This is a genomic window from Streptomyces marokkonensis (assembly GCF_008312835.1).
In the GTDB taxonomy this organism is placed as follows: Bacteria; Actinomycetota; Actinomycetes; order Streptomycetales; family Streptomycetaceae; genus Streptomyces; species Streptomyces marokkonensis_A.
The window spans coordinates 451,836-474,668 of the sequence record NZ_VSKS01000002.1; the positions used below are offsets into that span (position 1 = coordinate 451,836).

Below are 22,833 nucleotides of genomic sequence, written 5' to 3' on the forward strand. Positions count from 1 at the left end.
CCGTATGCGGAAGATACTCGTCGTCGGAGCCGGCCAGTCCGGTCTCCAGCTCGCCCTCGGCCTCCAGTCGCACGGGTACGAGGTCACCCTGATGTCCAACCGGACCGCGGACGAGATCCGCACCGGGCGGGTCATGTCGACGCAGTGCATGTTCCATACGGCCCTGCAGCACGAGCGCGATCTCCAGCTGAACTTCTGGGAGTCCCAGGCCCCGAAGATCGAAGGACTCGGCGTCTCGGTCGCCGCCCCCGGCTCCTTCGACCCGGGTCCGACGCAGCGCGCCATCGACTGGCTGGGCCGGCTCGACGGGTTCGCCCAGTCGGTGGACCAGCGGGTGAAGATGGCCGGATGGATGGAGACCTTCGCCCAGCGCGGCGGCCAGCTCGTCATCCACGGCGCGGCGGTCGGCGACCTGGACTACTTCTCCCGCGCGTACGACCTCGTGCTCGTCTCGGCGGGCAAGGGCGAGCTCGTCCAGATGTTCGCCCGCGATCCGGAGCGCTCCCCCTACAGCGAGCCGCAGCGCGCCCTGGCCGTCGCCTACGTCCACGGGCTCGGCCCGCGTCCGGAGCACCCGGACACCGAGGCGGTCCGCTGCAACCTGGTCCCCGGCGTCGGCGAGATGTTCATCATGCCGACGTACACGACCTCGGGCCGCGCCGACATCCTGTTCTGGGAGGGCATACCCGGTGGCCCGCTGGACGCCTTCAAGGACGTCAAGGACCCGGCGGAGCACCTCTCCCTGACCCTGGAACTCATGGAGACGTTCCTCCCCTGGGAACACGCCCGGGCCACCAAGGCCGAACTGACCGACGCCGGCGGCACCCTCGCGGGCCGCTACGCCCCCACCGTCCGCAACCCCGTCGGCCGGCTGCCCTCCGGGGGGCTCGTCCTCGGCGTCGCCGACGTGGTCGTCGCCAACGACCCGATCACCGGCCAGGGTTCCAACTCGGCCTCCAAGTGCGCCGCCTCCTACCTCGCCTCGATCCTCGAGCACGGGGAGAAGGAGTTCGACGAGACCTGGATGCGGCAGACCTTCGACCGCTACTGGGAGACGGCCCAGCACGTCACCAAGTGGACGAACACCATGCTCGCCCCGCCGCCGGAGCACGTCCTGAACCTGATCGGCGCCGGCGGACAGCTCCAGCCGGTCGCCGACCGCTTCGCCAACGGCTTCAACAACCCGGCCGACTTCGAGAACTTCCTCTACGACCCGGAGAAGACGGCCGCCTACCTGGCCTCGGTCACCGGAGCCTGAGCGGCCTCTGACCCGGGGTCCGGCCGTCGCCGTCCGCCGACGTCGGCCGCCTTCGGACGGCCCGGGGACGGCCCTGGTGCAGCCGGGGCCGTCCCCGCGGCCGTGCGCCGAGGCCCGAAGGGGGGGTGAATGCGGCGAATGTCGCAATTAGCCCAATAGGGCAATAAATGTTCGATCATCCTGCATACTGGACCTCGTCTCGTACGTCTGTACGGGAAGGGAGTGATCCAGTTGACGGCCGGGTGGGACGAGAGCGGCGACCTCGCCAAGGTCTACGAGCGGATCCTCGCGGGTGAGGTGGTCGACGACGTCGCCGGAGTCGTCAGGACCCCGATCCTGACCTCCTGGCAGCGGTGCAGGTCGCTGGGGCTCGTCCCGGACCAGCTCATCCTCACCTGCGAGCGGGACCTCGACCTGGACGGACGGCTGCTGACCGCCGCGACACCGGTCCTCGACCGGCTGGAGGCCGTGCTGGACGGACCGCCGGTGAGCGTGATCCTCACCGACGCGCAGGCGCGCGTGCTGTCGCGCCGGGCCGGTGACGCGGAGCTGAACAGGCACCTGGACGCGACGAACATCGTCCAGGGCTTCGGCTTCCCCGAGTCCAGCGCCGGCACCAACGCCCTCGGCACCGCGCTGGCCGAGCGCCGCCCGGTCTACGTGCTGGGCCGTGAGCACTTCGCGGACTGCATGCAGCAGCTCGCGTGCGCCGCCGCGCCCATCCGTGATCCGCTCAGCGGCCGTGTCGAGGGGGTCCTGGACCTCACCAGTTTCCGGCGGCACTCGGATCCGGTGATGCTGCCCCTCGCGCAGCAGGCCGCCGACGAGATCGAACAGCGGCTGCTCGAGCAGTCCTCGAAGCGCGAGCGGGAACTGCTCGCCGAGTTCCTCCGCACCCGGCGGGCCGCCGGAGAACCCGTCGGACCGTACGGGGAACCCCTGCCCGGCCCGGCACCGGGCGCGGACCCGACCGCCTCCGTTCGTCCCGTCCTCCCCCTCGACCCCATCGACCAGGCCGTCCTCCGGGCGAGGGCCCAGGAGTTGATCGCCGCCCCGCACCGGGTGGCCACGGAGGTGACGCTGTCCGGTGGCCGGACCGCGGTGCTGTTCTGTCGTGAGGTGTGCGCGTCCGGTGAGGCCGGGATCGTCGTGGAAGCCGCCATCGCCGCCGGCCCCCGGTTCCGCGTGCCGGCGCCCTCGGGACCCGAGACCTCCCGCGCGGGTACCCCGGCGGCCGAGGTGACGACGCCGTCCCGGGGCTCCGCCGCCGCGGCAGCGGCCGCGACGGGTCCGGCGGAGCTGACGGGCGGGCACCGGATCGGCATGCACCGGGCCGGGAGGCGCCAGGCCGGACGGCACGAGGCCGAGGCGGAGATCCGGGGGACGGCCCGTCCGCCGGAAGCCGGGCCGTCCGCGCCCGCGTCCGGTCAGGCCCCCCACACCCAGGCCGGCCTGTTGCTTCTGGGTGAGCCGGGAGTCGGCCGGCTCGCCCTGCTGGCCCGCAAGCGGCTGGAACTGCTGTACGACGCCAGCGCGGGCATCGGCCGGACCCTCGACGTCACCCGTACGGCGGAGGAGCTGGTGGAGACCGTGGTGCCGCGGTTCGCCGACTTCGTCGCCGTCGACCTGCCCGGCTCGGTGCTGAGCGGCGAGGAACCCGTCGACATCGGCGAGGGACTGCGGCGGGTGGCGCTCGGGGCCATCCACGGGGGCTCGCATCTCTACGACGTCGGTGAGAAGGTCGACTGGCTCCCCACCTCACCGCAGGCGCGCTGCCTGGAGACGGCCGGCCCCGTGCTGGAGCCGGACCTGAGCCGGGCCGTCGACTGGATCGCCGTCGATCCGGAACGCACCCGGAAGGTCCTGGAGTCCGGAATCCACTCCCTGATCACCGTGCCGCTGCGGGCCCGCGGCGTCATCCTCGGTGTGGTCAGCTTCTACCGCGCCGAGCGCTTCGCCGCCTTCGAGGACGACGACCTGTGGCTCGCCGGCGAGCTGGCCGGCCGGGCCGCGGTCTGCATCGACAATGCGCGCCGCTTCACCCGCGAGCACACCATGGCCCTGGCGGTGCAGCGCAGTCTCCTCCCGCGGGGCGTGCCCGCCCAGGACGCCGTCGAGGTCGCGCACCGCTACCTGCCCGCACAGGCCGGGGTGGGTGGCGACTGGTTCGACGTCATCCCGCTGTCCGGCAGCCGGGTGGCGTTGGTCGTGGGTGACGTCGTCGGTCACGGCGTGCACGCCGCCACCACCATGGGACGGCTGCGCACCGCCGTGCACAACTTCTCCGCCCTCGACCTGCCGTCCGAGGAGCTCCTCACCCACCTCGACGACCTGGTCGGCCGCCTGGACGCGGACAGTGGCGGAAATGGCGGGATCATCGGGGCCACCTGCCTGTACGCGGTGTACGACCCGGTGTCCCGACGGTGCACGTTCGCCCGGGCCGGCCACCCCCCGCCCGCGCTCGTGCTGCCCGACGGCACCGTCGACTTCGTCGACGTGCCCGCAGGCCCGCCGCTGGGCCTCGGCGGCCTGCCCTTCGAGCCCTGTGAGACCGAGGTGCCCGAGGGCAGCAGGATCGTCCTCTACACCGACGGGCTCATCGAGTCGCGCGGCCAGGACCTCGACACCCGGCTCGGCCTGCTGCGCCGCGCACTCGCCGCCACCCGGCCGCCCGCCGACTCGCCGGAGGAAACCTGCGGGGCCGTCCTGGACGCCCTGCTCCCCGCCCGTCCCGACGACGACGTCGCCCTGCTCGTCGCCCGGACCCGCGCCCTCGACGCCGAGCGCACGAAACACTGGGACGTGTCGGCCGACCCGGCCGAAGTCCCACGGCTCCGCACGGCAGTCACCGACCAGCTCGAGAAGTGGGACCTCGTCGACCAGGTGCCCACCACCGAGCTGATCGTCAGCGAGCTGGTCACCAACGCCATCCGGTACGGACGTCCTCCCATCCGGCTGCGGCTGATCCGCGATCACACGCTGATCTGCGAGGTGACGGACGGCAGCAGCACATCTCCGCGCCTGCGGCGTGCCCGCACGACCGACGAGGGCGGCCGCGGCCTCTTCCTCATGGCCCAGCTCGCGGAACGCTGGGGCACGCGCTACACGGCCGACGGCAAGGTCATCTGGACCCAACAACCACTGCCTCCGGACGGGCCGGGCGGCTCGGGCCGTTCGGAGGGCCCCGTCTGAAAGGGCGCAGGAGAACACGCCCGGGAGAAGGCGTGAGGTGCCGCCGGGTTGCGACGCGGCAAACGGGTCGTCCACTTGCTGGGCCGTCCGCCTCGGGCCGTGGGCTTGCTCCTGCGACCGGCAGAAGACCGAGGGCTACCTGATGGAGGTCTCGGGCGCGGCCGGCGCGTAGGCGCCGGAGTACCCCGCGTCGGAGCCCTCCGTCGACCCTTCGGGGAGCTCCGGCGGCACGTACCGCCGCAGGGGCTCCCCGGCCGGGTCGGGGCGTACGGCGCCGAGCACCGGGTTGGCCGCGACGGGGGAGACCTTGACCCTCGCGCCGGGGCGGGGAGCCTGCACCACCATGCCGTCGCCGAGGTAGAGGGCGACGTGGGTGGCCTCCGGGAAGTACACGACGAGGTCCCCCGGCCGCAGCTCCGTCAGCGGCACCCGTTCCAGCCGGGCCCACTGCTCCTGGCTGGTCCGCGGGACCGGCGTCCCGGCCGCGCCCCACGCCTCGGAGGTCAGCCCCGAGCAGTCGTACGCCGCCGGCCCCTCTGCTCCCCACTCGTAGGGCTTGCCGAGCTGCTCCACGGCGTACCGCACGGCCCGTTCACCGGCCGCGGAAGGGGGCGTGCCGCCGCTCAGCGCGCCGGAGGCGACCAGTTCCTCCTGTGCCTCGTCGACCCTGCTGCGCTCCAGCTCGGCCAGTGCGGCGAGCTGCTCGGCGGTGAGCGAGGCGAGCAGTTCCTCGATCTCGTCGAGCCGTTCGCGCACCTCGTCCCGCTGCTTCCTGCTCCGCTCCGTGAGGGCCGCCCGGTCGGCGAGTGCCCTGCGCGCCCGGCGGGCCAGTTCGCGGGCCTCCTTCACGTCGCCGGTCAGCCGCCCCACCGTCTCCGCCCGCTCCCGCGCCAACCGGCCGATCACATGCCCCTGGTCGAGCGCGCGCCGCGGATCGCTCGCCAGCAGCAGGCGTACGTACGGGGAGAGGCCGGTGACGCTCTGGTACTGCTGCCGGGCCAGCCGTCCGGCCGCGCCCCGGCTGTCGCGCAGGGAGAGCCGGGTGCGTGCGAGGGCGCGCTCGAGCCGCCCGGTCTCGGCACGCTGCTTCTTCAGCCGCTCCTCGGTGGCGTTGTAGGACTCGGTGGCCTTCTCCGCCTCCCGGTACCGGGTCTGAAGCTCCGTCAGCAGCTCGGCCACGGGACGCCCGGCGGAGCCGGCGGCGCCGCCGCCCGGTTCCGGGACGGCCGCCGCGGGCACGGGTGCGAGTACGGTCCCGGCCGCCAGCGCCGCCGTACACACCAGACGCAGAAGCATTCCTGACACGACGTCACCTCCGACGCGGGGCGGCTCGTCCGCTCCGCATCGCGAGCTTCCGGCGGGTGCGCGCGGTCCGCTCGCCGAGTGTGCGCGGTCCGGCGCAACGGAGTCACCCGTCGGTGTCGTCCGGCTTGCCCTTCGGCGTGGCGTCCGGCCCGGCCGCGGGCTTCGACCACGGCCACCTCGGGCGGCCGCCGGCCTGCCCCGTCGGGTCGTGGAGGTACTTCCACCCGCGGGTCAGCCCGGTCCGCGAGCTCTGCCCCCGGGGCACCCTCCGGTAGACCAGCACCGTGGGCGGGCCGCCGTCCGGGGCCGGGACGGGGATGCGGTACGTCTTGGGCGGGTGCCCGGTGATGCCCAGCAGCACGGGCAGGACGCGCCCGTCCATGGGCCCGCCCTCGAAGGGGGTGTCCTGTCTCTTCACGTCACCAGTTTCGGCCATCGCGCGCGGAACCGGCCGGGGTGGCCCCCCGTCCCGGCCCGTCAGAGGTCCGTGGCCAGTGCCCGTACCAGCTCGTCGCACTGCGCGTCGCGCCGCGCGGTCACCGCCAGCACCGCAACGAACTGCTCCACGAGCCAGTCCCGCAGTTCCTCCAGCGGCGGCTGCTTGCCCTCGTCGAGCCAGATCAGCGAGGCCGCCTCCACGGCGGTGATCCACATCCGTATGGTCATCCGGAGCCGGGGGCCGGGCTCGTCGACGTGCAGGTGGCTGAGGATGTGCTCGGCGGCGGCCCGGCGCACGCCGTCCACGATGGCGGTCGTACGGGAGGTCTCCACCACGCTGCCGCCCTGGAGCAGCGCGCTGAACCCGGTGTCGTGCTGGTCCACGAAGGCGAGGTAGCGGTCGAGGGCCCGGGACAGCCGGGGCAGCAGCGGGCCCTCGTGCGGCTCGTCGAAGCAGTGGCGCAGCTCGTCGGCGGCGGACATCAGGGCCGCCTCGTACAGCTGCTGCTTGCCGCCCGGGAAGTACCGGTAGACCAGCGGCCGTGACACGCCGGCCGCCTCCGCCACGTCGTCCAGGGACACGTCCTCCGGGGTGCTGTGGGCGAAGAGGGACAGCGCGGCCTCGAGCAGCTGGCTGCGGCGTTCCTCGACACTGAGCCGCCGGTAGGCGGGGGTGGGGGCCTGCGGGGTCATGCCCGCAGGGTAACCGCCCGCCCGGCGGGCCCGCCTACGCCAGCAGTCCCGAGGACTTCCACAGCCGTCGTCCGACCCCGCGCAGCACGCCGATGTCGTCGAGGAAGTCGGTGAGGCGCCTCGACCCCTGCTGCATCACGTCCCGCCGGTGCGCGCTCGCCCTGACCTGCGCGACCGCCTCCCGCCGGTCGAGACCGACGTTCGTGTACACCTCGGGGTTCACGAAGGCCACCGAGAACACCCGGGCGAACTCTCCTGAGGTGACGCGGGTGAACTCCTGCGACCACTTCGGGGCGGTCACCATCTGGCGGCGGAGCTCCTCGCGGGCGTAGCGCACGTGCCGTGCCTCCTCGACGACGTGGATGCGCGTGACGCCCCGGATCAGCGGCTGGACCCGCTCGTCCGGGAAGGTCAGCCGCTGCATCCAGTCCAGGACCTCCTCGCCGAGCAGGGTCGCCGTGAAGGAGCCGGGAGTGGTGGAGATCGTCTTGAACAGCCGGCCGAGGTTCTGGTGGACCCGGCTCACCGGGTACCAGGGAGTGCCGCCCCGGGTGATCACCCGGGCGAACATCTTCGAGTGCCGGCACTCGTCCTCGATCTCGGTGAGGGCGTACCGCACGTGCGCGCTCGTGGCGGCCTTGTCGTAGATGTGCCGCACCAGCAGCTGCATCAGGATCAGCTCGAACCAGATGCCGAGCGAGGCCAGCGCGGCGGCCTCGTGCCGGGAGAGCAGGATGCGCTGCTCCTCGCTCATCCGCTTCCACATCGGGGTGTCGTACAGCGACACCAGCTCCGGCGGCCAGAACCACTTGCCCTCCTCGAAGGGCGCCTCCCAGTCCAGCTCCTTGTCGGGATCGAAGGAGTGCTTGGCGGAGGAGTCGAGCAGCCGCTGGGCCACCTGCTCCCGGTCCTTGAGCAGCCCGAGCGCGTCCCGCAGGCCGTCGAGCGCGTCCGCTTCCGTCAGGGTCGTCATGGCGGGTCCACCTCATGGGCGTCTCGGGTTACCGGCTGGTCACCCTTTATGAGACTGCCTGTCAGCAAGCTCGTCAATCCCTTGTGCGGAAGTTGCTGACGACCGGTCTACCGAACGGGTCGGGTCAACGGCACGCACTCGGAGTCACTCTGTGGAGCGTCGTTCCGGTGTTCGCCCTGGGTACGCTGACTGTGCCGGTCGGACTGCAGCACATGGGAGCGATCATGAGCGCCGCACGCGGCTACGGGCTGGACGACGACTACCAGTGGCCTCGTCCGCCGGAGGGCGGCTGGACGGCGGACGACCTCGACGAGCTTCCCAACCTGCCTCCGCACACGGAGCTGATCGACGGGAGCCTCGTCTTCGTGAGGCCGCAGACCAATTTCCATTCACGCGTCATCCGCTTGCTGGACAACGCCCTGCTGGCTCAGGTGCCGGATGAGCTGGATGTCATCCGTGAGATGACCATCAAGCTCAACAAGCGCAACCGGCCGGAACCCGATGTTCTGGTCTTCCGGGCGGACGCTGATTCCGGCCCGGACCAGACGTGGTACCGGCCGGAGGACGTCGTGCTCGCTGTCGAGGTCGTGTCCAAGGACTCGCAGGAGCGGGACCGTGAGGTGAAACCCCGCAAGTACGCGGCTGCGGGCATCCCGCACTACTGGCGCGTCGAGGAGAACGACGGACTCCCCGTGGTCTACGTCTACGAGCTGGACCCGATGACCAAGTCGTACGTACCCATGGGCATCTTCCACAACCGGCTCAAGCTGACCGTGCCGTTCCCCGTCGACGTCGACCTCACCGCCGTCGGCCGGAGCCGCTGACTAGACCGCGCAGCCCAGCCCCTCCGGCACCTCGCCGGTGACCGGCTCCGCTCCGCCCGGCGGAAAGGACGTGCGCAGGGTGAAGGCGTACGGGGCCGGGCCGTGGGTGCGCAGATGGAGGAGGCGGGACTCGGCCTCCGCGACGCTCGGGCGGTGGCCCCTCGGGACCCACCACAGCGTGACCATCGCCTCCTGGACGCGCTCGAACCTCCCCCACTGCCTTAAAGGCGTGGCTCTGCAGGCGCCAGACGAAGCCGTCGGCGGCGTCGGCGTCCGCGTTCACCGGCTCGAGGCCGTCGACGAAGTCCTTCAACTGCGGCGATTCGAGCGGGGCCTTGAGGCGGGCGACGTTCACCTGGGCGAGTTCGTACGCGGTCTCGGTCATGTACCGAACGGTGGGTAGGGAACATGCCCCTCCGGGAGTCCCGTCTCACCCAGTGGGCCGCCGGGCCCCCGGCTTCAGCACCGCCTCCATCACCGCCCGCGCGATCGGCGCCGCCGTTCCGCCCCCGCTGATCTCCCGCCGGTTCGCCGCCGCGTCCTCGACCACCACCGCCACGGCCACCTTGGCCTCCATGTCCTCACCGCCCTGGCCCCAGGAGATGAACCAGGCGTACGGCGTACCGGAGTTGCCCAGCCCGTGCTGGGCGGTGCCGGTCTTGCCGCCGACCACGGCACCGGGGATCGCGGCCTTCTTGCCGGTGCCGTCCCGCACGACACCCCGCATCAGCTCCCGCAGCCGCAGCGCCGTCGCCGGGTGCATGGCCCGCCGTACCGGACGGGAGCCGGCCGTCGACACGGTGCCGCCGCCCGCCCGCGTGGTCCGCTCCACCAGATACGGCTCCCGCACCTGGCCGCCGCCCGCGACGGCCGCCGCGACCATCGCCATCTGCAGCGGTGTGGCCCGGGTGTTGTACTGCCCGATCGACGACAGCGCGAGCTGCGCCCGGTCCACCGAGGTGTCGAAGGTGCTGGGCGCCACCCGGAACGGGATCCGCACGTCCGTGTCGTTGAAACCGAAGCTCTCGGCCGTCGCCTTCATCCGCGCCACGCCCGTGGACACGCCCAGCCTGGCGAACACCGTGTTGCACGACCACACGAACGCCTCCCGCGGCGTGGCGTCCTCGCAGCCCCCGGACCCGTTGGTCAGCCGGGTCGTCGTCCCGGGGAGGGTGTACGGGTCGGGGGAGTCGGTCGGCTCGTCCAGGTTCCCCACCACGCCCGCGTCCAGCGCCGCGGCGGCCGTGACCACCTTGAACGTCGAACCCGGCGGATACGTCCGCTGCACGGCCCGGTTCAGCATCGGCCGGTCCGGGTCGGCGTTCAGCCGCACCCAGGCCTCCCGCGCCGTCCTGCCGTTCCCGGACAGCAGCGCGGGGTCGTACGACGGGACCGACACCAGCGCCAAGATCCTCCCCGTCGACGGCTCCACGGCCGCCACCGCCCCCTTGCGCGAGCGCAGCCCCTCGTACGCCGCGCGCTGTGCCGCCGGGTCGATGGTGGTCACCACGTTGCCGCCCGCGTTGCGGGACCGGGTGAACTCGTTCCACAGCGGCAGGGGCGCGAGCAGCGGGGCGGCGCCGGACAGCAGCCCGTCCTCCGTGTGCTCCAGCAGTGTCGTGCCGTACTCCTGCGAGGCGAAGCCGGTCACCGGCGCGTACAACGGCCCGTCCCGGTAGGTCCGTTCGTAGCGCAGATGCTCCCCGGTGTCCCGCGAGCCGGTGACCGGGCGGTCGGCGACCAGGATGTCGCCGCGCGGCTGCTGGTACCGGGAGATGGCGTCCCGGCGGTTGGCCGGGTTCGCCTGGTAGGCCTCGGCGTGCAGCACCTGCACCCGGGCGGCGTTGACCAGCAGCGCGACCAGCAGCAGGGCGCAGAACAGCGCGGCGTGCCGGATGTGACGGGTCACCGGGCGGCACCCCCGTCGCCCTGCCGCCGCGCGGAGTCGCTCAGCCGGACCAGCAGCGCCACGATCGTCCAGTTGGTCACCACCGACGAACCGCCCTGCGCCAGGAACGGCATCGCCATGCCGGTCAGGGGGATCAGCCCGGTCACCCCGCCCGCGATCACGAACACCTGGAGCGCCACGATCGAGGCGAGCCCCACGGCGAGCAGCCGGCCGAAGGGATCGCGCAGGGCGAGCCCCGCCCGGTAGCCGCGCTCCACCAGCAGCCCGTACAGCAGGAAGATCGCCGCCAGCCCGGCCAGGCCCAGCTCCTCACCGGCCGTCGCCAGGATGAAGTCGGACTTGACCGCGAAGCCGATGAGCACGGAGTGCCCGAGACCCAGCCCGGTGCCGAGGATCCCGCCCTCCGCGAAGGCGAACAGGGACTGGGCGAGCTGGTTCGGGCCCTCGCCCGCCTCGATGGAGGCGAACGGGTGCAGCCAGGTCTCGATCCTGTGGTGCACGTGCGGTTCCAGCCGTCCCACGGCCACCGCACCCAGGGAGGCCAGCAGGAGACCGACGGCGATCCAGCCGGTACGGCCGGTGGCGACGTAGAGCAGCACCACGAACAGGCCGAAGAACAGCAGCGAGGTGCCGAGGTCCCGTTCCAGGACCAGGACGCCCACACTGACCAGCCAGACGGCGACGATGGGGCCGAGCACCCGGCCGGTCGGCAGTCGCAGCCACCGGACGCGGCGGCCGGCGTAGGTGAGGGCGCTCCGGTTCGCGGCGAGATACGCGGCGAAGAAGACCGCCAGCAGCACTTTCGCGAACTCGCCGGGCTGGATGGAGAATCCGGCGATCCGGATCCAGATCCGGGCCCCGTTGACCGCGGGGAAGAGGATCGGGACCGTCAGCAGGACGAGTGCGGCGGTGACGCAGACGTAGGTGTAGCGCTGGAGCACCCGGTGGTCGCGCAGCACCAGGACGACCGCGGTGAACAGGGCCACGCCGAGGGCCGACCAGACCAGTTGGGTCGGGGCGGCCGGTTCGCCCGGTGCCTCCAGGTCGAGCCGGTAGATCAGCACCAGGCCGAGGCCGTTGAGCAGGACCCCGATCGGCAGCGGCAGCGGGTCGGCGTGCGGGGCGCGCCAGCGCACCGCCAGATGCGCGACCAGGGCGAGCACACCGAGCCCGGCGCCGTAACCGGCGGCGCCGGGCGGGACGGTGCCGTTCCTGGCGAGGCCGACGGCGCAGTATCCGTACACCGACAGCGCGACGGCCAGGACGATCAGGGTGAGTTCGATGCCGCGGCGCCCGGGGAGGCGGACGGTGGGCGTGGGCGGATCCGCCGTCGCCAGGGTGATACCGGCCTTGCTCATGTCCGGAACTTACCCAAATGGGGTGCCTTGTGCGCTTCGCTCATCAGCACCAGCGTGGCGCGGCACCGATGTTGTCGATGTGCGCGGCCGGACCCCAGGCCCAGGTGCCGTCCGTGAGGAGGTACCAGAGGGGATTGCCGTTCACCTTGTCGCCGGGGACCTTGCAGAAGATCGAAACGACGTCGCCCTTGTGGGCGTACCGGATGATCTGCGAACCGCGGTTCGGGGCTGAGCGCAGGGCCAGGGACTGAGCCGTGACGACACCCCTGTACCGGCCCTGGTCGCCGTGGTTGCCGCCGGCCTGGTTGTTCCAGTCGCCGTTGCCGCCACCGCTCTGCTGGTTCGAGCCGCTGTCGTGGCCGCCGTTGCCGCCCTGCTGGTTGCCACCGCCCTGCTGGTTGCCACCGCCCTGCTGGTCGCCACCGCCCTGCTGGTCGCCACCGCCGTTGTCGTAGCCGTTCCCGCCCTGCTGGCTCCAGTTCCCCTGGTCGCCCTGGTTCGGGTCGTCGGCGGCGAAGGCGGGGGTGACGGCGGTCGCGACCGCGAGGGCCCCGGCGGCGAGAGCCATGGGCAGTCGGCGGGCGAGTGGGGGGCGGGGAGCCATGGCAGTACCTCCATGTAGGGGGAAACGGGTCGAAGGTGACTTGATCGCCACACTAGGAGCGCCCCCTGGCACCCGCGCGCCCTGCTGCGCCATCGGGGACGGCACTGGGCCCTCCGGGTCATACGCACCGCCCGGCGGCTACTCCGTCAGCTCCTCCAGCAGCCGCGCCGTGGTCAGCCCCGCCCGCAGGTAGTCGACGAAGAGGTCGTTGTGCAGTGCCCAGGGCGAGCGGCGGGAGCGGATCAACCGGATCGCCGTCTCGGCGGTACGGCCCCGGCGCATCAGCGCGTGCGCGACCACCAGACCGGAGCGGTTGTACCCGTGGTAACAGCGCACGAGGACCGTGCGTCCGCCGTCCAGTGCCTCGCACGCCGCCTCAGCGAGCCGGATCACGCCCGCGAGCTGCGTCCCGTCCAGCGGCCCGTCGGGGATGGGCCACACATGGTGCTCGATCCCGGGGTCCGGGCCGTGCCCGGGCAGCCGCAGCAGCGTCTGGACAAGATCGAACTGCCGGTTCGCCACGGCGAACTCCAGCCGGCCGGAAAGACCCCGGAACTCGTGTCCGCCCATCCACAGGCCGGGCACGATCTCGTTCCACGGACTGTCCGGAGCCGGTACGTCGGGTTGCCTCCTGCGGGTACGCAACGGCGCCTCCCCACCCTCACCGCCCAACTCCTCTCCAAGGTAACCGGCTTCTTGCCCCTGGAGCACCCCGCCTGTTCCCATGGATGTGGGGTGATGGTGCATGGACGGACTGCGCGTCATACCGACCTGGCGGCACGGCCGGGAAAGGCTGTACGTCTGCCTCCCGGACGGCAGGAACCTCGCCTGGTACGACCGCGAGACGGCCAGGGTGAACCTGCTCGGCGAGGACCACGAGGAGGAGGTGCTCACCGCGCTGGGCCCCTTCCTCACCGGCCCGGTCTCGGTCGGCCCGCCGCCCATCCCCACCCCCGCCGAGCTGGCACGTCTCTCCCTGCACCCCGACGACGACCTCGCGCCGAACCGTCCCGGCGAGGCCCTGCTGATCGCCCTCGACCGCGACCCCGGCCCGGCCCGCCGGCTCCGCCCCGATCCGCGCCGCAGGGCCCTCACCGCGGAGCGGACGGTGGGCGAGGCCCTGGACCGCATGGACCGGGCGGGCTGGCACACCCTGCACTCGGTCCCGCTGCCCGGCGGCGACCGCATCCACCATCTGCTGATCGGCCCCGGCGGGCTGTACGCCGTCCACTCCCTGTACGCCCACAGGCAGCGGGTGACGGTCGCCGACCCCCGGGTCGCGCTGGGCCGCCACGAACCGCTGCCCCTCCTGCGACGCGTCCGCTCCGACGCCGACCGCGCCTCCTACGCGCTGACGGCCGAGGTCCGCCCGGTCCTGGTCCTGGTCGCAGCGTCGGCCGTGAAGGTCCCGGTGCCGCCCCGCGAGGTGCGTGTCCTGACGGACGCCGGACTGGAGGACCTGACCCGCGCGGGCGGTGTCCTGAAACCGGCCGACGTGGAGGCCCTGCACGCCATGGCCCGGGACCGGAACACCTGGTCCCGGCTGTGAGAGGCGTCCCCGGGCGCGCTCACGGCAGCTCACCCGCGTGCCGTGGATCGAGCAGCGGCGCCAGCAGATCGCCGTAGTCCCGCACCCGCGGGCCGATGTCCGGGGCACGGAGCGCCATCCGCTCCGGCGCCCGGCACTCCTCGACCTCGTCCCAGGTCACCGGCGCCGACACCAGCGGTTCGGCCCGCGCCCGCAGCGTGTACGGGGCGGCCGTGGTCTTCCGGGCCGCGTTCTGGCTCCAGTCGACGAACACCTTCCCCGGCCGCAGACTCCTGGTCATCCGGTGCAGCACCAGCCGGGGCATGGCCTTCTCCGCCTCCACGGCCAGCGCCTTGGCGTACTCCGACACTCGTTCGGAGGAAGCTCCCCGCACCGCCGCCAGCAGATGCAGCCCCTTCGACCCGGAGGTCTTGACGTACGCCTCGATCCCGTCCGCCGCCAGCCGCTCCCGCAGCCACAGAGCGACCTCGCAGCAGTGCACGACCGTCGCCGGCGCCCCCGGGTCCAGGTCGAACACGATGCGGTCGGCCTGTCCCGGGGCGCCGATGAGCCACTGGTGCGTGTGGAACTCGGTGACCAGGTTCGCCGCCCACATCAGGCTCGGCAGGTCCTGCACCAGCACCATCCGGGCCGGTCCCTCGGTCCTCGGCACCTCGGCGGTGGTGACCCAGTCGGGCGTACCCGGCGGCACGTTCTTGGTGAAGAACACCTGGCCGTCGGGCCCGTCCGGATACCGCAGGAAGGACACCGGCCGCTCCCGCAGATGGGGCAGCAGCACGTCGGCGACGGTCGCGTAGTAGTGCAGTACCTCCGCCTTGGTGAACCCGGTGGCGGGATACAGCACCTTCTCCAGGTTGCTGAGCGCGAGCCGTCGCCCCTCCACCTCAGTGATAGGCGCCATACGATGAGAATCTCACGCAAACCAGGACAAGAATCCCGACAGTGATCGGCAGACGACCGGAAAGGTGCTGCACGTGAGATCCATTTGGAACGGCGCGATCTCGTTCGGCCTGGTCAGCATCCCGATCAAGCTGGTGAACGCCACCGAGAACCACTCGATCTCCTTCCGTCAGATCCACACGGAGGACGGCGGCCGGATCCGGTACCGCAAGTTCTGCGAGCTGGAGGACCGCGAGGTCACCGGCCAGGAGATCGGCAAGGGGTACGAGGACGCGGACGGCACGATCATCCCGATCACCGACGAGGACCTCTCCAGTCTGCCGCTCCCCACCGCGAAGACGATCGAGATCGTCGCCTTCGTCCCCGAGGACCGGATCGACCCGCTCCAGATGGACGCGGCGTACTACCTCGCGGCGGGCGGGGCACCGGCGGCCAAGCCGTACACGCTGCTGCGCGAGGCGCTGAAGCGGAGCAACAAGGTGGCCATCGCGAAGTACGCCCTGCGCGGGCGGGAGCGCCTGGGCATGCTCCGCGTGGTCGGCGACGCCATCGCCATGCACGGCCTGCTCTGGCCGGACGAGGTCCGCGCCCCCGAGGGGGTGGCGCCCGACACGAGTGTCACCGTCCGGGACAAGGAGCTGGACCTCGCCGACGCCCTGATGGACACCCTCGGCGAGGTCGACCTGCAGGACCTGCACGACGAGTACCGCGAGGCGGTAGAAGAGGTCATCGCCGCGAAGGCCGCCGGTGAGGCCCCGCCGGAGGCCCCCGAGCCGGAGCGGGGCGGCAAGGTCCTCGACCTGATGGCGGCGCTGGAGAACAGCGTCCGGGCGGCCCGCGAGTCCCGAGGCGAGGAGGCCGAGGTCAAGGACCTCCCGCAGCGCAAGACGTCCTCCCGCTCGTCGCCCAAGGACACCGGGGGCAAGAAGTCGACGTCGACGGCGAAGAAGAAGACGGCGTCCTCGACCCGGAAGTCGACGTCGAAGACGGCCCAGCCCGAGAAGAGGACGACGGCGAAGAAGTCGCCCGCGAAGAAGACGGCGGCGAAGAAGACGGCGTCCCGCAAACGCTCGGCCTGACCCGCCGGCCGCCCGGCGTCTGCGAGCAGCGCCGCGTGGGTGCGGCTCGGGGGGAGCTCGCGCAGCCCGGCGCCCACGGGGTGCCGTCGCGCCCACCCGTGCCGCCCTGCGGCACGACTGCCCGCGGAAGCGCCGGCGGCCCGCGCGAGCGGCAGCCCACAAGCGCGTACGGCCAGTCGCCTATGGCGCGGTGCGCGGATTGCGGTGGGGGCGGGAGGGGGCGTATGGCGCGGTGCGCGGATTGCGGTGGGGGCGGGGACAGGCGCCTGCGGCGCGGAGGGGACGGGGCGGGGGTGTGCGCCCGCAGCGGCTGGTGCGACTCGGCGCCCCGCACCTCCACCGAGTGACCCGGTCGCGCCAGTCCGAGGACGTACACCCCCGACCCGGCCCCGACCCACCCACCGGCACCAGGCGCTACCCAAGCCCCCACCGGAGGGAAGGCGGCGCCGCAGGCCCCCGCCGGAGGGACCCCTCCTCGCCTACGCCACGCGCCTCAGCGCCAGTACCGCGTTGTGCCCGCCGAACCCGAACGAGTTGCTCAGCACCAGGTCACCGGTGTCCGGCAGTGCCCGCGGTCCGCCACGCACCACGTCCAGCCCGATCGCGTCGTCGACCTCCGCGCAGCCGACCGTCGGCGGCACCACCCCGTGGTGCAGCGTGAGCACCGCGGCGACCGCCTCGACCCCGCCCGCGGCCCCCTGGAGGTGCCCCAGGTGCCCCTTGAGGGCCGTCACCGGCACCCCGCGCCCCCCGAGCACACCCCGCAGCGCCCGCGCCTCGGCGAGGTCGCCGTCGACCGTGGCGGTGGCGTGCGCGTTGACGTGCACCACGTCCGCCGGCTGCCCCCCGGCGTCCCGCACGGCCCGCCGCAGGGCGAGGGCGATGCCGTCACCGGAGGGGTCCGGCGCCGCGACGTGGTGGGCGTCGGCGGACAGCCCCCACCCCGCGGCCTCGCAGTAGATCCGGGCCCCACGGGCGCGCGCGTGCTCCTCGGACTCCAGCACGAGTACCCCCGCGCCCTCCCCGTTGACGAACCCGTCCCGGTCCTTGGCGAACGGGTGCGACGGTGAGCCGGCCGACGGATCGCCCTCGGCCAGCGCCCGCATCGCGGCGAAGGACGCCATGATCGCGGGCGTGACGACCGCCTCGGCACCGCCCGCGAGGGCGACGTCGACCCGGCCGTACCGGATGCGGTCGACGGCCTGTCCGATCGCCTCGGTGCCGGAGGCGCAGGCACTGGTCACGGTGCGCGCCTCACCGGTGACGTGCAGGTCGAGCGAGACCTGCGAGGCCGCCTGCGAGGGCACCGTCATCGGGGTGGTGAGCGGGGAGACACCGCGCGGCCCCCTGTCCCGCAGCCTACGGTCCCCGCCGACGAGCACGGACGCGTCCCCGAGGATGGAGCCGAGGCTCACCCCGACCCGCTCCGGGTCCAGCCCGCTCTCGCGGGTGCCGCCGCCGGCGTACCCGGCGTCGGCCCACGCCTCCCGCGCCGCGAGCACCGCGAACTGCGCGGCCCGGTTCATCCGCCGCGCCGCCTGGCGGGGCAGCAGCCCGGCCGGGTCCACCGGCACCGTCCCGGCGACCCGCACCGGCAGCCCGTCGAACTCCTCGTCCGCCAACTCCCGTATGCCGTGCCGTCCTTCGAGCAGCCCCTGCCACAACTCGCCCGTACCGACGCCCAGCGGGGTGACGGCACCGAGCCCGGTGACCACGACGCGCCGCGCCCCGGCCGCCTCCGCCGCCCGCACGGGACGCGGTTCGTGCCGTACGACGTCGCCCTCCCGGTCCGCCCCGGCGGCCCAGCGGCGTACGTCGTCGTCGGTCGCCCCGCTCGCGGCCGGGTCCTCGTCGCAGTGCCAGGCGCCCCAGCGGCGGACGTACGTCACCTCCTCGGCCAGCGGGTCGACCGCCCGCAGGACGCGCACCCGGTCCCCGTCGCGGAACTGAACGCCGTCCAGGGCGGGCGAACTCACCAGCGGCACCGCGGCCACGTCCAGCCGCCGCCCGGCGACGACCACCCGCTGATCGCGCCGCAGCGCCTCCTCGTGGTCCACTCCGCCCAGCGGCGGACGCAGCGTGACCCGGATCACCTCCGGGGACTCGGGCAGTGTGTGGGTGACGACGTGCCACCTGTCCTGCGCCGCCTCCTCGCGCGACAGTGCGAACAGATCGCCGGGGACGACCTCGGCTGCGGTCACCGTGTGCGGGCGTATGGGTACTTCAGGCGTTTCCGGGGAGTGCGTCATGGCCGTGGATGCTCTCTTTGGTCCGAACTGCCGTACTAGGAACGATTCCGAGTGTTCTGTACGCGGTACGGACCAGCCATTGTTGAACTCGAGACATGCCCGATTTGCCCCGCTCTACCATGGAGGTGACGCGAGACACACCCGACAAATCATCAATCAAGCCCAGGACTTACCCCACCGTAGCCGGACTGTGGAAAACGTCACGAACCACCCGCGAGATCCCACACCCGCCGCGTCAGTTCCTCCGCGTACCCGGTAGGGGGCGGATCGTTCGGCAACCGCGCGGGCACGGTGGTGTTCTTCTTCGCACCGGGCCGGTCGGCGAACAGTGCCACGGCCACGGTGAGTCGGGAGTCGTACCCGACGGACCAGACGGTGCGCCGGGTGATGCCGCCCCCGGCCCCCGCGGTGAGGAACGTCCCCCCACCACCGCCGACGCCGGCCCGGTCGACGACCGGAGCGCCGGTCCCGGACGGCCCGCCGGAGCCGTGTGCCGCCCGCACCGTCACGGCATGAGCGCCCTTCTCGTCCAGCACCCGCCGGGTCCGAGGGCGGGCGGTGTGCACCGTCCGCCCCTCCCGGGTGATCCGGGCCACGGTGTGGGGAGTGGCGTGCACGCCGTCCGCCGCCACGGCCGCGTACGCCGACGCCAGCCGCAGCGGTGTCGGCGCCGCGGAGTCGCCCAGCCCGCGCAACGGGCCGCCGAGCCGCACCCCGGCGAACGGATCGAGCACCGAACCGGCCTCCACCGCCCCGCTCACCGCGTCGTTGAACGGCTGCCGGGCGTAGTCCGCCCCTCCGTACAGCACCCGCACCGCCCCGTCACCCGGCTCGATCCCCACCACGGCCGTGTGCACCCGGACGTCCCCGGCGGCGGAACCCTTGCCGCCCTTCTCTCCCTTCACGCCCTTCGTGTGCTCCTTCGCCGACTCGGCGGTCGCGTCCTGCAACGCCAGATCGAAGGTGGTGTGCACCGTGTAGCCGCCGCGCGCCAGTTGGTCCCCGGTGATGCCGAGCCGGTCGGCGGCCTCCTCCGCGGCCACGTCGATGAGGTACTGCCGCTGTCCCTCCGTCCCGCCCGGCGGATAGAACCGGAACGCCGGGAAGCGGGCCTGCGCGCGCTGCGCACGTGTGATGCCGCCGCCGGCCTCCATCGCGTCGAGCACCCACTCCCAGCGGTCCCGGAGCTTCGCGGTCACCTTCGGGTCGGAGCCCGCCTTCTCGTAGTACGAGGGGATGTTGACGATCGCTGCCAGCGCGGCCCCCTGGGACACGGTGAGGTCCTTCGCCGCCACGTCGAAGTAGTTCCGTGCGGCCGACTGCACGCCCGCGGCGCCCCGGCCGAAGTACACCGTGTTGAGATAGCCCTCAAGGATCTCGTCCTTGTCGCGCGTCCGGTCCAGCTTGACGGCGATCAGTGCCTCACGCGCCTTGCGCGACAGCGACCGCTCCGGGCTGAGCAGCGCGTTCTTCACGTACTGCTGCGTGATGGTCGAACCGCCCTGCGGGGCACCGCCGGACACCGTGGCCCACACCGCGCGGGCGATGGCGCGCGGCGACACCCCGGTGTCCGTGCGGAAGGACCGGTTCTCGGCCGCGATCACCGCGTCCTGGACGTGCCGGGGCACCTGAGACAGCGGCACCTCCTGTCGGTCCACCGGTCCCCGCCGGCCCAGGTAGGAGCCCTCGGCGTCCACGAAGACCGTGCTCTGCACCACCGTCTCGGGATGCGGTTCGGGAACGACGGTCAGTCTGTACGCCACCACGGCCGCGCCGCAGACGACCGCGAGGAACGTGACGAAGGTGATGAGCAGCCGCCGCAGCCAGCGCCCCCGGCTGCGGCGGAGGCGGACGCGCAGGGGCAGGCGGGGCCGGTCCGCCGTCCCGCGACGCAGCCGGCCGGTGAGCGAGGACGGTGTCACGAACGCCACGCCCCCGCGGGTACCGCCCGCACGACCGCGGGCCCGAGCTCCGAGCGCACCAGGACCTCACCGGCCGCGTCGTACACCGTGACGGTCTGTCCGCCGTCCGACGGGCCGGAGTCCGCGGCGGCATCCGCCGGCGGCGTTGGCGTCCTCGCGTACCACGCGCACCACCCCGGACTCCCCGCCAGGGTCAGGACATCGGCGGTGACGGTCCTGCCGCCGGTGCGGATCTCGATCCGCGCGGGGTCACGATCGAGGCCGTAATACACCCCGGTCTGGAAGTACGCCCCGCCGTCCAGCCTCTCGCCCTGGACGGAGATCCCCGGCCTGCCGTGGCCCGGAGTGCCGTCGCTCACCGCGTGGAACCGGTTCGGCGCCTGCGGGGAGGACCAGTGGTGGCCGTCCGCGGTCAGCCAGACGTCCACACCCGGAGCTGCGGCCACCCGCTCACCTGGAGCGACGACGCGCACCGGGCCGGGCACCTGCCGGTCGGAGGCCTCGGCGGCCCCGGTGGCGTCACCGCCCGTGAGGGGGCCGTGGGCGAGCACGGCGGGCGGCGCGAGCAGCAGCGCGCACCCGGCGGCGGCAAGTCCCGCCCTGCGGCGGCGCCGTGACGCACCGTCGCGCCGGATGCCGTCCAGCGGAACGGCCGGCGGCGTGAAACCGGCGAGCAGCGCGGCGAACTCCGCCCGCCGGTCCTCCGGCCGGGCCTCCTTCGCCCCGCGCCGCAGCAGCGCCCGCACGGCGCCCACCGAGCACCCCAGCATCTGCGCGATCTCCGGCTCTCCCAGCCCCGACCAGTACCGCAGCACCAGCACCGCCCGCCTCCGGCCACCCGCGCGACGCGCACGCAGGTGGCCCCGGACCAGACAGCGCCGGACGTGGAAGTCGACGTCGTCGCGCGGGATCCGCCGCCACCGCGCGCACACCCGCACCAGCGTGCGCCGGGCCAACTCCTCGGCACCGTAGGTGTCTTCGGTGAGCAGCCGGGCGGTGGCGACCAGCCGCGGCCACCGGTCGCGCGCGTACCCGTCGAAGTCGCTGTGCACGCCCGGTACTTGGGGCGCCCGCACCGGTCGGAGCGGGACATACGTCACGTCTGCCGCGGTCGTCCCTCTGGGAGGCGCGCCCACCCGCACGACGGGTCGATGGATCCCGGTACCCGTGTTCATCGTCTTCCTCCAGGGGTGTGCTTCGATGTGCGCGACCTGCGAAACCTGTACGCACGGGGGTGACGGGCGGGTTGCAGGGGAAATCCGAGACTCCGGTGGAGGGCATGACCGAGGACGAGTTCGACGCTTTCTACGCGGCCGCTTTCCCCCGTCTGACCGGGCAGCTCTACGCCTTCACCGGGGACCTCGGCGAGGCCCAGGACGTGGTCCAGGAGGCGTTCGTACGGGCCTGGGACCGGCGCCACAGACTGCTCGCCGACGAGGCGCCCGAGGCGTGGATACGCACCGTCGCCATGCGCCTCGCGGTGAGCCGCTGGCGCCGTGCGAGACGCTGGCTTGAACTGGTACGGCGCACCCCGCCCCCCGAGTCGACGCCCGGCCCGGGGCCCGACCGCACCGCCCTGGTCACGGCACTGCGCCAACTGCCGGAGGCGCAGCGCATGGCGATCGTCCTGCACCACCTGTGCGACCTCAGCGTCGAACAGGTAGCCTCCGAGACCGGCGCGCCCGTGGGGACGGTCAAGGCCAGGCTGTCCCGCGGACGGGCGGCGCTGGCCAGGCACCTGGCGGTGGACGAGGCCGAGGAGCCGGCCTGGAGGGAGAGCGGCCGTGTCGGATGAACTCGCCGATGCCCTGCGCGAGTTGGCGGCACAGCACGAGACCCCACCGCGCGTGGACGCCGCGGGGATCCGCGACCGGGCCCGGCGCCGCTCCCGCCGCCGCAGGGCGACCGTCGCCCTCGGCACGGCGGCCACGGCGGCCTGCGCCCTGGCGGCCGTCGCCTTCACGCTGCGCACCGGGGACCCCGCCGCGCACCGGCACCTGCCGGGCACGTCGTCCTCGGACACCCCGGCCCCCGGCGCGGCGACCCCGAGCGCGGCGACCCCGACGCCCCTCCCCGGCATGCCCCTCCCCAGCCCGTCCGGCCTGCTGGACCTGGGGCTGCACACCCTCACCGTCGGCGACCGCGTGATGCGCGTGGACTCCCACTCCTTCGGCCGGTTCCCGCCCGGCACCCGGCTGACGGTGGTCGCCAGGGCCGAGACCGCGGTGCTGCCGCTCGACGGCGACCCCGGGATCAACGAGGAGGTCAAGGTCCCCTACCTGGTGGAGCTGCGCACCCCCGACCGGGAACCCGTCTACGCGGGCGCCCTCGCCTTCGACACCAAGGCCCTCGCGGGCCTCTCCGACAAGGCGGGCTGGCTGGGCATGAGCCTCACGGACGCGGAGTGGTTCCACGACCGGGTCCGCGTGGGCGACCGGATCGAGCTCACCTCGACGGTCCCCCCGAGCGCGGCGACGACCACGACCCCGCCGGGGTACGCCGAGACGGCGAGGGGAACGACCGCCGCACCGGGGGAGTAGGGCCGGCCGGCGTATCCGTCGAGCCACGGTGATCGCCACC

19 protein-coding genes and 1 pseudogene are annotated in these 22,833 nt (G+C 73.1%); 7 read left to right on the forward strand and 13 right to left on the reverse strand.

Annotation, left to right across the window (positions count from 1 at the left end; genetic code table 11):
• Positions 1 to 4 precede the first annotated feature (4 nt).
• Both F1615_RS04875 and F1615_RS04880 read left to right on the forward strand, forming a co-directional pair.
• Positions 5 to 1,258, forward strand: coding sequence for a styrene monooxygenase/indole monooxygenase family protein (locus F1615_RS04875; RefSeq protein WP_149547608.1), 1,254 nt, complete (start codon positions 5 to 7; stop codon positions 1,256 to 1,258).
• Positions 1,259 to 1,480: 222 nt separating this feature from the next.
• Positions 1,481 to 4,450: a SpoIIE family protein phosphatase gene (locus F1615_RS04880; RefSeq protein ID WP_149547609.1), complete on the forward strand. Its 2,970-nt coding sequence runs from the start codon at positions 1,481 to 1,483 to the stop codon at positions 4,448 to 4,450.
• Between the two features lie 135 nt (positions 4,451 to 4,585).
• Here the strand turns inward: F1615_RS04880 and F1615_RS04885 are convergent, their stop codons facing one another.
• The 4 genes from F1615_RS04885 to F1615_RS04900 form a co-directional block, all read right to left on the reverse strand.
• Positions 4,586 to 5,755, reverse strand: coding sequence for a C40 family peptidase (locus F1615_RS04885; protein WP_149547610.1), 1,170 nt, complete (start codon positions 5,753 to 5,755; stop codon positions 4,586 to 4,588).
• A gap of 103 nt (positions 5,756 to 5,858) precedes the next feature.
• Complete coding sequence (locus F1615_RS04890; RefSeq protein ID WP_149547611.1) at positions 5,859 to 6,173, reverse strand: hypothetical protein; 315 nt, start codon at positions 6,171 to 6,173, stop codon at positions 5,859 to 5,861.
• A 59-nt stretch (positions 6,174 to 6,232) separates the two neighbouring features.
• Positions 6,233 to 6,886 carry a TetR/AcrR family transcriptional regulator gene (locus tag F1615_RS04895; RefSeq protein WP_149547612.1) on the reverse strand — a complete coding sequence of 218 codons (654 nt, stop codon included), beginning with the start codon at positions 6,884 to 6,886 and terminating at the stop codon, positions 6,233 to 6,235.
• A 34-nt stretch (positions 6,887 to 6,920) separates the two neighbouring features.
• Entirely contained in the window at positions 6,921 to 7,859 is a 939-nt protein-coding gene (locus F1615_RS04900; RefSeq protein ID WP_149547613.1) for an AurF N-oxygenase family protein, read from the reverse strand.
• Between the two features lie 224 nt (positions 7,860 to 8,083).
• On the opposite strand from F1615_RS04900, the gene F1615_RS04905 reads away from it, so the two are divergent.
• The gene (locus F1615_RS04905) at positions 8,084 to 8,683 is read left to right on the forward strand and encodes a Uma2 family endonuclease (RefSeq protein WP_149547614.1); all 600 of its coding nucleotides are present in this window, start codon (positions 8,084 to 8,086) and stop codon (positions 8,681 to 8,683) included.
• Here the strand turns inward: F1615_RS04905 and F1615_RS04910 are convergent.
• From F1615_RS04910 to F1615_RS04930, 5 genes and pseudogenes are all read right to left on the reverse strand, one after another.
• Positions 8,684 to 9,068: pseudogene (locus F1615_RS04910) on the reverse strand (DUF3291 domain-containing protein).
• Between the two features lie 45 nt (positions 9,069 to 9,113).
• Positions 9,114 to 10,592, reverse strand: coding sequence for a penicillin-binding transpeptidase domain-containing protein (locus tag F1615_RS04915; protein WP_149547615.1), 1,479 nt, complete (start codon positions 10,590 to 10,592; stop codon positions 9,114 to 9,116).
• The gene (locus F1615_RS04920) at positions 10,589 to 11,950 is read right to left on the reverse strand and encodes an FtsW/RodA/SpoVE family cell cycle protein (protein WP_149547616.1); all 1,362 of its coding nucleotides are present in this window, start codon (positions 11,948 to 11,950) and stop codon (positions 10,589 to 10,591) included. The genes F1615_RS04915 and F1615_RS04920 overlap by 4 nt, the downstream gene beginning before the upstream one ends.
• A gap of 43 nt (positions 11,951 to 11,993) precedes the next feature.
• A complete protein-coding gene (locus F1615_RS04925) occupies positions 11,994 to 12,554 on the reverse strand; it encodes an SH3 domain-containing protein (protein ID WP_149547617.1) in 561 nt (186 codons plus the stop codon).
• A 138-nt stretch (positions 12,555 to 12,692) separates the two neighbouring features.
• Positions 12,693 to 13,199, reverse strand: coding sequence for a protein-tyrosine phosphatase family protein (locus tag F1615_RS04930; protein WP_149547618.1), 507 nt, complete (start codon positions 13,197 to 13,199; stop codon positions 12,693 to 12,695).
• A gap of 100 nt (positions 13,200 to 13,299) precedes the next feature.
• Between F1615_RS04930 and F1615_RS04935 the strand changes: the two genes are divergently transcribed.
• Complete coding sequence (locus F1615_RS04935) at positions 13,300 to 14,103, forward strand: nuclease-related domain-containing protein (protein WP_149547619.1); 804 nt, start codon at positions 13,300 to 13,302, stop codon at positions 14,101 to 14,103.
• Between the two features lie 19 nt (positions 14,104 to 14,122).
• Here the strand turns inward: F1615_RS04935 and ligD are convergent, their stop codons facing one another.
• Complete coding sequence (gene ligD / locus F1615_RS04940) at positions 14,123 to 15,004, reverse strand: non-homologous end-joining DNA ligase (protein ID WP_149547620.1); 882 nt, start codon at positions 15,002 to 15,004, stop codon at positions 14,123 to 14,125.
• Positions 15,005 to 15,068: 64 nt separating this feature from the next.
• Between ligD and F1615_RS04945 the strand changes: the two genes are divergently transcribed.
• Positions 15,069 to 16,082: a Ku protein gene (locus F1615_RS04945; RefSeq protein WP_149547621.1), complete on the forward strand. Its 1,014-nt coding sequence runs from the start codon at positions 15,069 to 15,071 to the stop codon at positions 16,080 to 16,082.
• 479 nt (positions 16,083 to 16,561) lie between these two features.
• Here F1615_RS04945 and F1615_RS04950 read toward each other — a convergent pair whose 3' ends face one another.
• The 3 genes from F1615_RS04950 to F1615_RS04960 form a co-directional block, all read right to left on the reverse strand.
• Positions 16,562 to 18,331 carry a beta-ketoacyl-[acyl-carrier-protein] synthase family protein gene (locus F1615_RS04950; RefSeq protein ID WP_149547622.1) on the reverse strand — a complete coding sequence of 590 codons (1,770 nt, stop codon included), beginning with the start codon at positions 18,329 to 18,331 and terminating at the stop codon, positions 16,562 to 16,564.
• A 200-nt stretch (positions 18,332 to 18,531) separates the two neighbouring features.
• Positions 18,532 to 20,253 carry a transglycosylase domain-containing protein gene (locus tag F1615_RS04955; RefSeq protein WP_425385622.1) on the reverse strand — a complete coding sequence of 574 codons (1,722 nt, stop codon included), beginning with the start codon at positions 20,251 to 20,253 and terminating at the stop codon, positions 18,532 to 18,534.
• Positions 20,250 to 21,305, reverse strand: a complete 1,056-nt coding sequence (locus F1615_RS04960) for a sigma factor-like helix-turn-helix DNA-binding protein (RefSeq protein WP_244328639.1) — start codon at positions 21,303 to 21,305, stop codon at positions 20,250 to 20,252. The genes F1615_RS04955 and F1615_RS04960 overlap by 4 nt, the downstream gene beginning before the upstream one ends.
• Before the next feature lie 227 nt (positions 21,306 to 21,532).
• Here F1615_RS04960 and F1615_RS04965 point away from each other — a divergent pair, with 227 nt between their 5' ends.
• Positions 21,533 to 22,048, forward strand: coding sequence for a SigE family RNA polymerase sigma factor (locus F1615_RS04965; RefSeq protein ID WP_208818252.1), 516 nt, complete (start codon positions 21,533 to 21,535; stop codon positions 22,046 to 22,048).
• The gene (locus F1615_RS04970; RefSeq protein WP_208818253.1) at positions 22,038 to 22,793 is read left to right on the forward strand and encodes a hypothetical protein; all 756 of its coding nucleotides are present in this window, start codon (positions 22,038 to 22,040) and stop codon (positions 22,791 to 22,793) included. Before F1615_RS04965 ends, F1615_RS04970 begins: the two co-directional genes overlap by 11 nt.
• Positions 22,794 to 22,833 lie beyond the last annotated feature (40 nt).